We start from the raw sequence: 14,140 nt of genomic DNA on the forward strand, positions 1-14,140 counted from the left end.
CCGGATTTTTCATTCGTCAGATTAAATAGTCATTCAATGCATAGTGCTATGCGAAAATAATACCTGTTTCAGATAATTAAACCGATGTCGACTGCCCGACCGATGGCCTGTTAAGGGGTTTGTACTACACTCTCTTTGGCTGATAATTATGTGAATCAAGGAGCAAGCATGAAGCTGTGGCCCGTTCTTACCGGGGTGGTACTGTCACTGGGTCTGGTGGCCTGTAAATCCCCGACGCCGCCAAAAGGCGTTACGCCGATTAGCGGCTTTGATGCCGCTCGCTACCTGGGAAAATGGTATGAGGTCGCTCGGCTGGAAAACCGCTTCGAGCGCGGGCTGGAGAAGGTCACCGCCACCTACGGCAAACGCAGCGACGGCGGAATATCCGTACTTAACCGTGGCTACGATCCGGTGAAAGCGCGATGGAAGGAGAGTGAAGGCCGTGCCTACTTCACCGGTGCGCCATCCACTGCGGCACTGAAGGTGTCGTTCTTCGGTCCATTCTACGGGGGCTATAACGTTATCGCACTGGACGACGACTATCGCTATGCGCTGGTCAGCGGCCCGAATCGCGACTACCTGTGGATACTGTCGCGCATGCCGCAGATCCCGGAGAGCGTTAAGCAGAACTATCTGGCGATTGCTCGCGGGCTGAACTTCCCGGTGGATAAATTGCTGTGGGTGAAGCAGGGATAATTCGCTTCTGGAATTGTCCTGCTTTGCGGCTGTGAGGATCGTAAAAGCAGTGTTTCAGAATGGGAAAGCTGTACAAGGGAGTTGGCCCCGTGAGGGGCCATAGAACGGTGTGATCGATGGTTGCGGTCAGGTGAATATCAATCAGCCGAGCGGCAGCAGCTGCTCAACCAGCGCGGTCCACAGGGCGATGCCCGGAGCGATCAGCCCATCGTTAAAATCGTAGTTGGCATTGTGCAACGGCCGCGATGGCGTATCGCCGTCAGCGCCGATCCAGAAGTACGCGCCCGGGCAGTGCTCCAGCATGCAGGCAAAATCCTCAGAGGCCATCGACGGGCTGACGTTCCAGTGTACCTTTTCCGCAGGCAGCAGCGTCAGCGCGCAGTCGCGCACCCGGGTGGCTTCCGCAGCGTGGTTTATGGTCACCGGATAGTCGCCCTGATACTCAATGCTGCCCTCAATGCCCAGCGGTGCGGTAAACGAGGTGACAAATTCATCGATCATCTGTTTTACCCGGCTGCGCACGTCCGCCTGCAGGCAGCGCAGCGTGCCGCGCAGCACCACGTTTTCCGGAATGACGTTAATCGCCTCACCGCCGTTGATCTGGGTAATGCTGACCACCGCAGAGGCCAGCGGCGACAGGCGGCGGGCCGGGATGGTTTGCAGCGCCATAATCAGCTGGGCGGCGGCGACAATCGGGTCCGCGCCGTTTTCCGGCATGGCGGCGTGACAGCTGCGGCCGCGCAGATTGATTTCGAAGGAATCCAGCGAGGCCATCATCGCCCCTGCGTTCACGGCAACCTCACCGGCGGGCAGGCCCGGCCAGTTGTGCATGCCGTAGATGGCATCCATCGGGAACAGGGTAAACAGGCCGTCTTCCACCATGCGGCGCGCGCCACCGAGGTTTTCCTCTGCGGGCTGGAAGACAAAATGCAGCGTTCCGCTAAAGCGGCGGGTGGTGCTCAGGTGCTTTGCCACCGCCAGCAGGATCGCCGTATGGCCATCGTGTCCGCAGGCGTGCATCACGCCTGGATTCGTGGAGCGGTGGGGCGGATTGCTCAGCTCGGTGATCGGCAGGGCGTCCATGTCAGCGCGTAACCCGATAACCGGTCCGGGGCCGTTTTCCAGCGTGCCGACCACGCCGGTGCCTGCCAGACCACGATGAACCTGCAGACCAAAGGCTTCCAGCTGTTCGGCGATCAACTGTGAAGTGTGATGCTCCTGATATCCCAGTTCGGGGCGGGCGTGCAGGGCTCTGCGCCAGCCGGTGGCTTCTTCAATCAGCGAAACGGGAACTGTCATTCAATACTTCTCCTGTGCAGGGTAACGCGCAGAAACAAGGTAGCATAAATCGGGGGCGGAAGAAGCGGGTAGCGGGGAAGAAAACAGGCCGGTGATACCGGCCTGGATAACGCTTAGTCAATCATCGGCAGATTCAGTTCGTGCTTCGCGGCACAGGCTTTCGCCACTTCATATCCGGCATCGGCATGGCGCATCACGCCGGTCGCCGGGTCGTTCCACAGCACACGGCCCAGGCGTTTATCGGCCTCGGCGCTGCCGTCGGCAACGATCACTACGCCAGCATGCTGGGAGAAGCCCATGCCCACGCCGCCGCCGTGATGCAGGCTGACCCAGGTCGCGCCGCCCGCGGTGTTCAGCAGGGCGTTGAGCAGCGGCCAGTCGGAGACCGCATCCGAGCCGTCGCGCATCGCTTCGGTTTCGCGGTTTGGTGAAGCCACGGATCCGCAGTCAAGGTGATCGCGGCCGATGACCACCGGCGCTTTCAGCTCGCCGTTGCGCACCATCTCGTTAAACGCCAGTCCCGCCAGATGACGCTCGCCCAGACCCAGCCAGCAGATACGCGCGGGCAGGCCCTGGAACGCGATCCGCTCCTGCGCCATATCCAGCCAGCGGTGCAGGTTGGTATGGTCGGGGAACAGTTCTTTCAGTTTGGCATCGGTGCGGTAGATGTCCTCCGGATCGCCGGACAGGGCGACCCAGCGGAACGGACCTTTGCCTTCACAGAACAGCGGACGGATATAGGCCGGTACAAAGCCAGGGAAGTCGAACGCGTTGGTGACGCCTTCTTCCAGCGCCACCTGGCGGATATTGTTGCCGTAATCTACGGTGGGAATGCCCATATGGCAGAAGTCGAGCATCGCCTGCACGTGGACCGCCATTGAGGCGCGGGCGGCTTTCTCCACGGATTTCGGATCGCTGCGGCGGGCTTCTTCCCACTGCTCAACGGACCAGCCCTGCGGCAGATAGCCGTTGATCGGATCGTGTGCAGAGGTCTGGTCGGTGACAATATCCGGCTTCATGCCGCCGGCTTTCGCCCGTTTAACCAGTTCCGGCAGCACATCCGCCGCGTTACCGAGCAGGCCGACGGAAATCGCGCGCTTCTCTTTATTCGCCTGGTCAATCATCGCCAGCGCCTCGTCGAGGGTCTCGGCGCGGTAATCGACGTAGCGGGTACGCAGACGGAAGTCGATGCGCGAAGACTGGCACTCAACGGCCAGCACGGAAGCACCGGCCAGCACGCCCGCCAGCGGCTGCGCGCCGCCCATCCCGCCCAGTCCGGCGGTGAGGATCCATTTGCCGCTCAGATCGCCGTTATAGTGCTGGCGACCGGCTTCGGCGAAGGTTTCAAAGGTGCCCTGCACGATGCCCTGCGCGCCAATGTAGATCCAGGATCCGGCGGTCATCTGGCCGTACATCATCAGCCCGGCTTTATCGAGCTTGTTAAAGTGGTCCCAGTTGGCCCAGTGCGGCACCAGGTTAGAGTTGGCAATCAGCACGCGCGGCGCATCGGCGTGGGTGCGGAAAACCCCAACCGGCTTACCGGACTGCACCAGCAGGGTTTCTTCCGGCTGCAGCGCCTGCAGTGAACGCAGGATCTGCTCGAAGCACTCCCAGTTACGGGCGGCTTTACCAATACCGCCGTACACCACCAAATCTTCCGGGCGTTCGGCAACGTCAGGATCCAGGTTGTTCTGGATCATGCGGTAAGCGGCTTCAATCAGCCAGTTGGCGCAGTGCAGCGTATCGCCGTGGGGAGCGCGAATAGTACGGGCAACGGCCTTGCTTACGGACTCAGTCATGGTTGTTTTCCTTATCGGTATTCGTTTAGTGGGCGCGTGCAGGCAGCAGCGCAGCAATCATTTCCGGCCAGCTGTCGCCAGCGGCCCATAAACGCATCTGTTCGATATCCGGGGCCATCAGGCGGTCTTTGTCGAGAAAGGCCACGTTCTGGCGGATATTGCCCAGCACCGCTTCCAGCTGCGGCGAACTTTGCAGCGGGCGGTGGAAGTCGATTCCCTGCGCTGCGGCCATCGCTTCAATGCCCACCACGGCGGCGGTGTTAAAGCACATAGCCCCCAGGCGGCGGGCGGCATAGGTGGCCATCGAGACGTGATCTTCCTGGTTGGCGGAGGTTGGCAGGCTGTCTACGCTGCCCGGATGCGCCAGCGATTTGTTTTCCGACGCCAGCGCGGCGGCGGTCACCTGGGCTATCATAAATCCTGAGTTCACCCCGCCGTCGTTGACCAGGAACGGCGGCAGTCCGGAAAGGCCGGTATCCAGCAGCAGCGCCAGGCGGCGTTCTGAGATGGCACCGATCTCCGCCACGGCCAGCGCGATAATATCGGCGGCGAACGCCACCGGTTCGGCGTGGAAGTTACCGCCGGAGATCACTTCGCCGGTATCGGTAAACACCAGCGGGTTATCGGACGCGGCGTTGGCTTCAATCTGCAGCACGCGGGCGGCGTGGTTGAGGTTATCCAGGCAGGCACCCATCACCTGCGGCACGCAGCGGATGGAGTAGGGGTCCTGCACCCGTCCGCAGTTGGCGTGGGAGTTGAGGATAACGCTGCCGTCCAGTAGGCTGGAAACGGCCGCGGCGACCGAAATTTGCCCCTGCTGGCCGCGGGCTTCATGAATGCGGTGGTCGAACGGTTTCACCGAGCCTTTAATCGCTTCCAGCGACAGCGCACCGGATACCAGCCCGGCGGCAAAAACGTTCTCGGCTTCGAACAGGCCGCGCAGGGCCAGTGCGGTAGAAACCTGGGTGCCGTTCAGCAGCGCCAGGCCCTCTTTCGGCCCCAGCACGATCGGCTCCAGACCTGCTAACGCCAGGCCATCGCGAGCGGGCATCAGTTCGCCTTTTACCCGGACTTCACCTTCGCCCAGCAGCATCAGGGAGAGATGCGCCAGCGGGGCTAAATCACCGGAGGCACCCACTGAGCCTTTCTCCGGAATACACGGCATCACACCGGCATTAAACAGGGTAATCAGCGCGTCGACCAGCTCGATTCTGATCCCGGAATGGCCGCGCGCCAGGCTGATAATTTTGGTTGCCATGACCAGGCGCACGACGTCGTCCGGCAGCAGGTCGCCCAGACCGACGCTGTGTGACAGCACCAGGTTACGCTGCAGCTCGGCCAGCCTGTCCGCCGGAATGGAGGTCTGAGCCAGTTTGCCAAAGCCGGTATTAATGCCGTAGGTCACTTTGCCTTCGCTGACAATGGCCTCAACCGTATCGCGCGCCTGCTGGATGCGGCTGCGCGCCTGTTCATCCAGCGCCAGCGTGACGCCACCGCGATAGAGGGTTTTCAGCGTGGCGAGATCGACCTTACCCGGCGTCAGTAAGCAGTGGGGCTGAGTCAGTGACATAGTATACTCCTGTATAGACAACTGGGTGGGCATCAAACCTGTATTACGGGCATCATCCCGACAGGTTGTTAATGCGAGTTAAATTTCGGTCTGAATTGAGTGAATCACAAACGTATAGTCTTGTCTATACAACCAAAGTAACTTGTCTTGCTGCGATCACAAAAAAACGGCACGAAAGCGCTTAAATAAACGGCAGTCCTGGCGGAAAACTTAACATGTATATACATTTAGAATATTAGCCAGTAAACTGATTTTCCCACTGTTATAAGGATTCGGTATGGCCAGGCAGAGTGCAATTTCTCAACTTTCCGCTGCAATGAGCGATCAGCCTGCACCGATTTACCAGCGAGTGAAGCAGGCGATTATCAGCCAGATCAGCGAAGGCGTCTGGCAGCCAAATCAGCGCGTGCCGTCTGAAAGCGAACTGGTTAACGAGCTTGGCGTCAGCCGGATGACCATTAACCGCGCACTGCGCGAGCTGACCAGCGAAGGCTATCTGATGCGGATGCAGGGCGTGGGCACGTTTGTCGCGGAAGCCAAAGGCTATACCGCGATGATGGAAGTCCACAATATCGCGGAAGAGATAGCCCAGCGCGGCCATCGCCACAGCTGTAAAATTCTGGCGTTTGGCGAGAGTAAAGCCGATGCGGAACAGGCCGCGCTGCTCGGTTTAACCAGCGGCCAGAAACTGTTTCACTCGCTGATGATCCACTATGAGAACGATCAGCCGGTGCAGCTGGAAGATCGCCTGGTCAATCCGCAGATGGCACCGGACTACCTGCTGCAGGATTACACCGAGCAGACGCCCTATACCTATCTGATGCGGGTCGCTCCATTAACCGCCGGTGAGCACGTGGTGGAAGCGGTTCTGCCCGACGCGCGACAGTGCCGCCATCTGGCGATCGACGCGCAGGAGCCCTGCCTGCTGATCCGCCGCCAGACCTGGAGCGATAATAAGATCGTGACCTACGCGCGCCTGCTGTATCCCGGCTCACGCTACAAGCTGATGGGACGCTTTAAAGGCCATGGTTAAAACTCGGTAGCAGAGTACCCCATAGCAGCAGGGCGTCGTTCGACAGCGGAACAAATTGGCCGCCCTGATTTTCCCACCAGGCCCCCTGACCGGCCGCCAGCAGCGTTTGCCCATGCTGCCACTGGCCGCTAATCACCATCACCACGCCTGCGGCCTCTACCGGCGGTACAAATGCCGCCCGGGTGGTTTCGGCAGCGGACACATAGCTCCCACGCCGGGCCATAATGTTAAAGTCGTGGCTTGCCCCGGCCGGCAGCCGGGCGCTGATGCGATCCTCACCGCGAAACGCATAGGGCTGGTTCACCGCCAGACGCTGGCGCAGACGATCGTCGCTGTACAACTCCACCTCCCCATCCAGCAGCGTAATAATGCGGTCGACGCCGGGGAACGTCGAAAAGTCCCCGTCGGCGGCGATGGTGGCGATACTGATACGCCAGTCAAATTCGGCTTCGCCGGGTGGATAGCTGATGATTTCCCGCGTTTCTCCGCCGCCGTTGCGCCAGCGGCTGACGGGCAGGCTGGCACGGTTAAATAAGTGGATCATCGCAGCGCCTCCAGCACCTGACGGAACGCCGCGTCAATCGATTCCTGCTGTGCGTGCTGGCCGTGACGGATGCGCTGCTCCCCCGCGACGAACACATCCTGGATCTGCCCGCGATGCCCGGCAAACAGCCAGCGGTTGAGCAGGGCCTCGTCGCTCGTCGCGCCCAGCAGCGCATCGTCACTCAGCACCAGCCAGTCGGCGCGATAGCCGGTTTGCAGGCTGCCGGTTTTCACGCCACAGGCCTGAGCCCCGCCCGCCAGCGCCTGCCGGTAAAGCAGATCGCCAACCGACGGCTGATTGGCCGCCACAATCCGATTGCGGCGGCGATCGCGCAGCCGCTGGGCATACTCCAGCCAGCGCAGCTCCTCAACCACGTCCAGCGACACATGGCTGTCGGAACCAATGCCCCAGCGGCCACCGCGAGCGATAAACTCGGTGGCCGGGAAAATACCGTCGCCGAGGTTGGCTTCGGTGGTCGGGCAGAGTCCGGCTACGGCCTGGCTCTCTGCCAGCCGCGAAATTTCACTGTCGTCAAGGTGGGTGGCGTGGATCAGGCACCAGCGCGGGTCAACCGGGAAGCGATCCAGCAGCCAGCTGACCGGGCGTTCGCCGCTCCAGGCCAGCGAATCGTTAACCTCTTTTTCCTGTTCGGCGACGTGCAGATGCACCGGCAGATGTGCCGGGCTGGCCGCGAGTACCTCGTGCATTTGCGCTTCGCTGACCGCGCGCAGGGAGTGGAAGCACAGTCCGTGGTTAATCAGCGGCTTGCCGTCAATCAGCTTCACCAGTCTCCGCTGCTGGGCGAGATACGCGGCGGTATCCTGAATAAAGCGCTTCTGGCCCGGCTGTGCGGGCTGGCTGCCAAATCCGGCGTAGCTGTAGAGCACCGGCAGCATTGTCTGACCGATACCGCTGCGCCCGGCGGCGGCAATCAGCTCAACCAGCATCTCATCCTGCGGATAGGGCTGGCCGTCCGGCTGGTGGTGCAGATAGTGAAACTCCGCCACCTGGCAATAGCCGCCCTTGAGCATCTCAACATAAAGCGCTGCCGCAACCGCGCCCACCTGCTTTGGCGTCAGGCGCTGCACCATGCGGTACATCAGATCGCGCCAGGTCCAGAAGCTGTCCTGCGGATCGCCCGCCACCTCGGCCAGCCCGGCCATCGCGCGTTGAAAGGCATGCGAGTGCAAATTGGCCATAGCCGGTATCACAATACCGTCCAGGCGCTGTGCATCCTGCGGCTGTCTGTTGGCGGTCAGAGAGGCGATATGGCCGTGGCTGTCGACGTCAATCAGTACGTTATGCTGCCAGCCATCTGCAAGCAGGGCGCGGGGCGCAAAATAGCGAGTCATCGGTTGCTTCCTGTGCGTTGAGGTTGTATATACATATACATACTTATGGCAGTTCAGTAAAGCACGCAACGTGGGAGAGGTGATGAACCAGCAACGCAACTGTGAGCATTTGTGGTATGGCGCCGATATCGTCACGATGCGCGACGGCCAGTACAGCATCATCAAAGACGGCGCGATTGCCGTCGACGGTCAGCAGATCGTCTGGGTCGGGCCGTATCAGGAGGCCGGGCAGTTTACCCCGCAGCGCACCACCGATTTCGGCGGCGGCATCGTGACGCCGGGGCTGGTAGATTGCCATACGCACCTGGTGTTTGGCGGCGACCGCAGCCACGAGTTTGAGCAGCGCCTGAACGGCGTCAGCTACAGTGAGATTGCCGCGGCGGGTGGCGGGATCCTCTCCACGGTCCGCGCCACGCGGGAATCCTCGCTGGCACTGTTGGTGAGCAGCGCCCGTCATCGCCTCGACGTGCTGCTGGCTGAAGGGGTCACTACCGTAGAAATTAAATCCGGCTACGGGCTCGAGATCGCCAGTGAACTGCGTATGCTGCAGGCGATCCGCCAGCTCGGTCAGCAGGTCCCGGCGCAAATCAAGGCCACCTGCCTGGCCGCACACGCGGTGCCGCCGGAGTATAAGCAAAAGCCGGATGAATGGATTGAGGTGATCTGCCGCGAGCTGCTGCCGCAGGTGGCCGCCGGACAGTTGGCGGACGCGGTGGACGCGTTCTGCGAATATCTGGCGTTTACCCCTGCTCAGGTTGAGAAGGTCTTTCTTGCCGCCCGGCAGCTGGGCCTGCCGGTCAAACTGCACGCCGAACAGCTGTCATCGCTGGGCGGCGGGGCGCTGGCCGCCCGATTCAACGCGCTGTCGGCGGACCATCTGGAATACGCCACCGAAAGTGATATCGCCGCGATGGCGCAGAGCGGCACGGTGGCGGTACTGCTGCCGGGCGCATTCTATCTGCTGCGGGAAACGCAGCGGCCGCCGGTGGCGCTGTTCCGTCAGTACGGGGTGCCGATGGCGCTGGCCAGCGATGCCAATCCGGGAACGTCCCCGGCGCTGTCGCTGCGGCTGATGCTCAATATGGGCTGTACCCTGTTTGGTATGACGCCGGAGGAAGCGCTGGCCGGCGTCACGCTTCACGGTGCGCGGGCGCTGGGCCTGGCCGCCACGCACGGTTCACTGGAACCGGGCAAGATGGCAGATTTTGTTCACTGGCCGCTGGAACGCCCGGCGGAGCTGGTTTACTGGCTTGGTGGGCAGCTGCCCTGCCGGGTTATTTTCCGAGGAGAGGAACGATGAACGCGTTTGAATTTAGCGCCGGTAAACTGCCGCTGCTGCTGAGTATTCCCCATGCCGGTACGTTACTGACGCCGGAAGTGAAGGCAGGGCTGAGCGATGCGGCGAAAGGATTGCCGGATACCGACTGGCATATCCCGCAGCTGTATGCGTTTGCCCGCGAAATGGGGGCCAGTGTGCTGGTGGGCAACTATTCGCGCTTTGTCATTGACCTGAACCGCCCGCCGGATAATCAGGCGCTTTACACCACTGCAACCACCGGGCTGTATCCGGAAACGCTGTTCGACGGCACGCCGACCTTTAAGCCGGGAATGACGCCGACGGCAGCCCAGCGGGCGGGATATCTGCAAAACATCTGGCAGCCGTATCATGATCAGATTCGCCTGGAGCTTGAGCGCATCCGCCGTCAGTTTGGCTACGCGCTGCTGTTTGATGCGCATTCGATCGCCTCAACAGTGCCGCGCCTGTTTGACGGCCAGCTGCCGGACCTTAATCTGGGCACCAATGATGGGGCGAGCTGTAGCCCGGAGATCGCGGGCCATCTCACGGCGGTCTGTGACGATCAGTCTCGCTTCAGCTGGGTAATCAACGGTCGCTTTAAGGGCGGATATATTACCCGCGCCTACGGCAAACCGGCGGAGAATCAGCACGCGGTGCAGCTGGAACTGGCGCAGTGCAACTATATGGATGAGCAGCCGCCGTTTGCCTGGCGCGGGGATAAAGCGCAGGAGCTCCAGGTTATATTGCAGAAAATTCTGGAAACGCTACTGCGTGAAGGCAAAAAATAATTCATTGCAATGTGTACGGCGGAAACGCACATCTTTGGCTACAGCAGCAGCGCCTCAATATCGCGCCAGCTGTCCACCCGCCGATAGCCGGTAACATGACGATTGTGCGGGGCGGTGTAGAGAATGCCTTCCCCGCAGAAATCGACAAAGTTAATCGCATTATCATCAATCATGTAGTCGGCGTTAATAATGCTTTTATTGCCGCAGAACACGATATGGCTGGGCTTGATGGCCGGAAAATGCACGTTCAGCCAGCGGAATTTGGCATTGAATGAGGCCGGCACCTGCATGGCTGCGGTGGTGATAAAAATCTCATAGTGCTTGCTGAGACTGGCAATCACGCGCTGGCTGTCGGGGATCACCGCCAGATCGGCAAAAAAATCCGGGTGCCCGGCCAGTTCAAAGATCTCTACCAGCTTTTCCGGATCGTCCTGATGCAGGTCAAAGAGGTTGAGTTCATCTGGGGTGAGTTCCTGCGAAAAATGTCGGTTCCAGGTGTGCAGGATTTTAGAATGAAAGTCAGCGATAACCTCATCCATATCAATAGCAATGCGTTTCATAATCGCTCCATGATGGATTTGAAGGCACAGCATATCAAAAAAAAAGCCAGAAGCAGGGCTTCTGGCTAAAAAAGACTCAGGCACGGTCAGGAGGGTAATTTCGCAGTGTTCCTGCCGTGACGACATCATACGCGGGCAGTGAAAAGAACAAACCGCATAAGCTTGATGAAGACCTTCAAATAATATGATGGATATCACCGCTTAACCCTCATTTTTACTGTGCCTTACTCCGACTTAAGTCCTGGAAATCGCCTCGCCGTTTCGTCACCGCTGTCATTGTTTTGTAATATTTACACACATCTATTTCCCTTTCTTTACTTAATCTCCACGAGATTTGGTCGCCGAAATTTGCTGCAATACTTAGTCGTAAGTGATAATCATTATTATTGTCTTTCTCTTTTCGTTCTCAGGCGATAGAAATGAATTTTTACTTATAAAACAATAAGTAATTTCAAAAAAGAAATCAGGGCATTAAGGGATGAGTATGGAATTCAATAGTAAAAGATTGAGCCTTATCAGTATCGCTGTCGGCCTTGCGCTGCTGCCGCTCAAGGGCTTCTCAGCAGAAGCTACCGCCGCAGATGCGCAGCAAACCAGCGATAGCGCTGAGGCAAAAACCAGCAAAAAAACCGAAAAAGATGCGGTGTCCGGCGAGCAGTCCATGGTGGTTACCGCGCGCGTGCAGACCCTGCAGGCACCGGGCGTTTCCACCATCAATGCGGAAGAAATCAAAAAACACCCACCGGAGCGCGATGTTTCTGAACTGATTCGTACCATGCCGGGCGTTAACCTGACCGGTAACTCCACCAGCGGCCAACGCGGTAACAACCGTCAGGTCGATATTCGCGGTATGGGCCCGGAAAACACCCTGATCCTGATCGACGGTATGCCGGTATCGAGCAAAAACTCGGTGCGCTACGGCTGGCGCGGCGAGCGTGACTCCCGTGGCGATACCGCCTGGGTTCCACCGGAAATGATTGAACGCATTGACGTCCTGCGCGGCCCGGCTGCGGCACTGTACGGCAGTGGCGCGGCGGGCGGGGTGATCAACATCATCACTAAACCGGCAACCAAAGACTGGCACGGCAGCTTTAACACCTACTACAACGTCCCGGAGCACAAAGCCGAAGGGGCCACGCGCCGCTTTAACGGCAGCCTGGCGGGCGAACTGGCGGATAACCTGACCTTCAAACTGTACGGCGGCTGGGCGAAAACTCAGGCCGACGCGCAGTACATCAACTCCGGCCATGAGGCCCAGCGTACCGGCGCCTACGTCGGCAGCGTTCCTTCGGGCCGTGAAGGTTTGAAAAACGAAGACATCAACGGCTCTCTGCGCTGGGAATTCATTCCAGGCCAGGCGCTGGAACTGGGCGCCGGATTCAGCCGCCAGGGCAACCTCTACGCCGGGGATACGCAGAACACCAACACCAACGCGCTGGTGCAGAAATATTACGGTAAAGAGACCAATGTCCTGTATCGCCAGAACGTCAGCCTGAAGCACACCGGCTCCTGGGATAACGGCGTGACCACCACCAACTACATTCAGTACGAGCGCACGCGCAATACCCGTCTGAACGAAGGTCTGGCAGGGGGAACGGAGGGGATCTTTAATGCCACTGACGAAGGTTTCTCCACCATCAACCTGGCGGATACCAACGCTCACACCGAGTTTAACGTGCCGCTGGATCTGTTATTCCAGCAGACGCTGACCCTGGGCGGCGAATGGAACCATCAGCAGATGAAGGATCCGACCTCGAACACGCAGAATGCCGCCACGGCGGGCAGCGTGGCGGGCGTTTCCGCGACCGGACGCAGCGTTTACAGCTCGGCCGATCTTTACTCCGTCTTTGCCGACGATAACATTGAGCTGACCGACACCACGATCCTGACCCCGGGCATCCGCTTTAACTATCATTCGATTACCGGCAGCAACTTCAGTCCGTCGCTGAACCTGTCGCAGGAGCTGGGCAGCGATTTCACCCTGAAAATGGGGATCGCCCGTGCCTACAAGGCCCCGAACCTGTATCAGACCAACCCGAACTATATCCTCTACAGCAATGGACAGGGCTGCTATGCCAGCGCCGGTGCCTGCTATCTGCAGGGTAATGACAATCTGAAAGCGGAAACCAGCATCAACAAAGAGATTGGGCTGGAATACCATCACGACGATTATCAGGCGGGTCTGACTTACTTCCACAACGATTACCGCAATAAGATCGAAGCGGGCTATGCTTCCGACTACAGCGTCGGAACGACCGATGTCTATAAGTGGGAGAACGTGCCGCGCGCGCTGATTCAGGGTCTGGAAGGGACGCTGAACTTCCCGATTACCGACAGCGTCTCAATGAAGAATAACTTCACCTACATCATTGAGAATAAGAATAAGAAAACTGGCGATTATCTGTCGATTATTCCAGAGTACACCATCAACTCGACGCTGGAATGGCAGGCGATGAACGATCTGTCCCTGCGCGGCACGATGGCCTGGTACGGCGTGCAGAAGCCGAAGAAGTACAACTACAAGGGCGTAGCGGCAACGGGTAGCGAAACCAACGAGCTGAGTCCGTATGCGCTGTTTGGTCTGAGCGCGACCTATACCGTGAACAAGTATGTGGATGTGACGGCAGGGATTGATAACCTGCTGGATAAACGCCACTACCGCGCGGGCAATGCCTCCACTACCGGCAATGCGACGACCGGCGCGTATCTGTATGGTGCGGGTGCTGAGACGTATAACGAGTCGGGCAGAACGTACTTTATGTCGTTGAATACGCACTTCTGATAACCGCGGCGGGCGAGGGTATCTCGTTCGCGGGTTGTGTGTGATAAGGCCGCTATCCGTTTGGATGGCGGTTTTTTTTGTCCAGCCTTTGCGGCTGTCGGGCGGTCCTCGCGCCGCTTCGCGGTCCCTTCACTTCGTGCGTCAGCCTGTCGGACCGGCTCAGACGGCACATCCGTGTGCCGACCGAGCCTTGCGCCCGCGTCCTGCGTGCCCATCCTGGCTTCCTCTCTCCGTTCAGCGCTGCGGATTACCCGGCAGCCGCAGAGGCTGGGCGACCTCTAACAATAGCAATCGCTGTTTTTATCTATTGAAATGATGAATAAATCGTTCGGACAATTTGCAGCGCTGAGTGGAGAAAATAACCCCGTTTTAGCTGCACATTCAGGGTGAGCGTGTAGCAATGCGATTCTATTCAAAGTA

11 protein-coding genes are annotated in these 14,140 nt (G+C 59.2%); 5 read left to right on the plus strand and 6 right to left on the minus strand.

Features of this window, described 5'->3' with window-relative positions; translation table 11 throughout:
- Positions 1–168: 168 nt before the first annotated feature.
- The gene (gene blc, locus EC836_RS09165; protein ID WP_123332309.1) at positions 169–696 is read left to right on the plus strand and encodes an outer membrane lipoprotein Blc; all 528 of its coding nucleotides are present in this window, start codon (positions 169–171) and stop codon (positions 694–696) included.
- A 141-nt stretch (positions 697–837) separates the two neighbouring features.
- Here the strand turns inward: blc and EC836_RS09170 are convergent, their stop codons facing one another.
- The 3 genes from EC836_RS09170 to hutH all read right to left on the minus strand — a co-directional run bounded on the left by EC836_RS09170 (position 838) and on the right by hutH (position 5,364).
- A complete protein-coding gene (locus EC836_RS09170) occupies positions 838–1,995 on the minus strand; it encodes a M20 aminoacylase family protein (protein ID WP_123332311.1) in 1,158 nt (385 codons plus the stop codon).
- 113 nt (positions 1,996–2,108) lie between these two features.
- Positions 2,109–3,794: a urocanate hydratase gene (gene hutU, locus EC836_RS09175; RefSeq protein WP_123332313.1), complete on the minus strand. Its 1,686-nt coding sequence runs from the start codon at positions 3,792–3,794 to the stop codon at positions 2,109–2,111.
- A gap of 25 nt (positions 3,795–3,819) precedes the next feature.
- Positions 3,820–5,364 carry a histidine ammonia-lyase gene (gene hutH, locus EC836_RS09180; RefSeq protein WP_123332315.1) on the minus strand — a complete coding sequence of 515 codons (1,545 nt, stop codon included), beginning with the start codon at positions 5,362–5,364 and terminating at the stop codon, positions 3,820–3,822.
- 277 nt (positions 5,365–5,641) lie between these two features.
- On the opposite strand from hutH, the gene hutC reads away from it, so the two are divergent.
- On the plus strand, positions 5,642–6,397 hold the full coding sequence (hutC, locus tag EC836_RS09185; protein ID WP_123332317.1) for a histidine utilization repressor: 756 nt from the start codon (positions 5,642–5,644) through the stop codon (positions 6,395–6,397).
- Here the strand turns inward: hutC and EC836_RS09190 are convergent.
- Both EC836_RS09190 and EC836_RS09195 read right to left on the minus strand, forming a co-directional pair.
- Positions 6,381–6,941 carry a HutD family protein gene (locus EC836_RS09190; RefSeq protein WP_123332319.1) on the minus strand — a complete coding sequence of 187 codons (561 nt, stop codon included), beginning with the start codon at positions 6,939–6,941 and terminating at the stop codon, positions 6,381–6,383. The two genes, hutC and EC836_RS09190, sit on opposite strands and share 17 nt — an antisense overlap.
- Complete coding sequence (locus EC836_RS09195; RefSeq protein ID WP_123332321.1) at positions 6,938–8,293, minus strand: formimidoylglutamate deiminase; 1,356 nt, start codon at positions 8,291–8,293, stop codon at positions 6,938–6,940. Before EC836_RS09195 ends, EC836_RS09190 begins: the two co-directional genes overlap by 4 nt.
- Before the next feature lie 82 nt (positions 8,294–8,375).
- Between EC836_RS09195 and hutI the strand changes: the two genes are divergently transcribed.
- Both hutI and hutG read left to right on the plus strand, forming a co-directional pair.
- Positions 8,376–9,593, plus strand: coding sequence for an imidazolonepropionase (gene hutI, locus EC836_RS09200; RefSeq protein ID WP_123332323.1), 1,218 nt, complete (start codon positions 8,376–8,378; stop codon positions 9,591–9,593).
- The gene (gene hutG / locus EC836_RS09205; protein WP_123332325.1) at positions 9,590–10,378 is read left to right on the plus strand and encodes an N-formylglutamate deformylase; all 789 of its coding nucleotides are present in this window, start codon (positions 9,590–9,592) and stop codon (positions 10,376–10,378) included. The genes hutI and hutG overlap by 4 nt, the downstream gene beginning before the upstream one ends.
- Positions 10,379–10,416: 38 nt before the next feature.
- Here hutG and EC836_RS09210 read toward each other — a convergent pair whose 3' ends face one another.
- Positions 10,417–10,938 (minus strand): 5'-3'-deoxyribonucleotidase, encoded by a 522-nt coding sequence (locus tag EC836_RS09210; RefSeq protein WP_123332327.1) that lies wholly within the window; start codon positions 10,936–10,938, stop codon positions 10,417–10,419.
- Positions 10,939–11,422: 484 nt separating this feature from the next.
- On the opposite strand from EC836_RS09210, the gene EC836_RS09215 reads away from it, so the two are divergent.
- Positions 11,423–13,720, plus strand: coding sequence for a TonB-dependent siderophore receptor (locus tag EC836_RS09215; protein WP_123332329.1), 2,298 nt, complete (start codon positions 11,423–11,425; stop codon positions 13,718–13,720).
- Positions 13,721–14,140: the final 420 nt, after the last annotated feature.

This window comes from Erwinia sp. JUb26, assembly GCF_003751505.1.
GTDB lineage: Bacteria > Pseudomonadota > Gammaproteobacteria > Enterobacterales > Enterobacteriaceae > Erwinia.

What these genes read in the sequence shown, in the direction of transcription:
- hutG (WP_123332325.1), top strand. Translation starts at nt 9,590, where the DNA reads ATGAACGCGTTTGAATTTAGCGCCGGTAAACTGCCGCTGCTGCTGAGT.
- blc (WP_123332309.1), top strand. Translation starts at nt 169, where the DNA reads ATGAAGCTGTGGCCCGTTCTTACCGGGGTGGTACTGTCACTGGGTCTG.
- hutU (WP_123332313.1), bottom strand. Translation starts at nt 3,794, where the DNA reads ATGACTGAGTCCGTAAGCAAGGCCGTTGCCCGTACTATTCGCGCTCCC.
- EC836_RS09215 (WP_123332329.1), top strand. Translation starts at nt 11,423, where the DNA reads ATGGAATTCAATAGTAAAAGATTGAGCCTTATCAGTATCGCTGTCGGC.
- EC836_RS09210 (WP_123332327.1), bottom strand. Translation starts at nt 10,938, where the DNA reads ATGAAACGCATTGCTATTGATATGGATGAGGTTATCGCTGACTTTCAT.
- hutC (WP_123332317.1), top strand. Translation starts at nt 5,642, where the DNA reads ATGGCCAGGCAGAGTGCAATTTCTCAACTTTCCGCTGCAATGAGCGAT.
- hutH (WP_123332315.1), bottom strand. Translation starts at nt 5,364, where the DNA reads ATGTCACTGACTCAGCCCCACTGCTTACTGACGCCGGGTAAGGTCGAT.
- EC836_RS09190 (WP_123332319.1), bottom strand. Translation starts at nt 6,941, where the DNA reads ATGATCCACTTATTTAACCGTGCCAGCCTGCCCGTCAGCCGCTGGCGC.
- EC836_RS09195 (WP_123332321.1), bottom strand. Translation starts at nt 8,293, where the DNA reads ATGACTCGCTATTTTGCGCCCCGCGCCCTGCTTGCAGATGGCTGGCAG.
- hutI (WP_123332323.1), top strand. Translation starts at nt 8,376, where the DNA reads ATGAACCAGCAACGCAACTGTGAGCATTTGTGGTATGGCGCCGATATC.
- EC836_RS09170 (WP_123332311.1), bottom strand. Translation starts at nt 1,995, where the DNA reads ATGACAGTTCCCGTTTCGCTGATTGAAGAAGCCACCGGCTGGCGCAGA.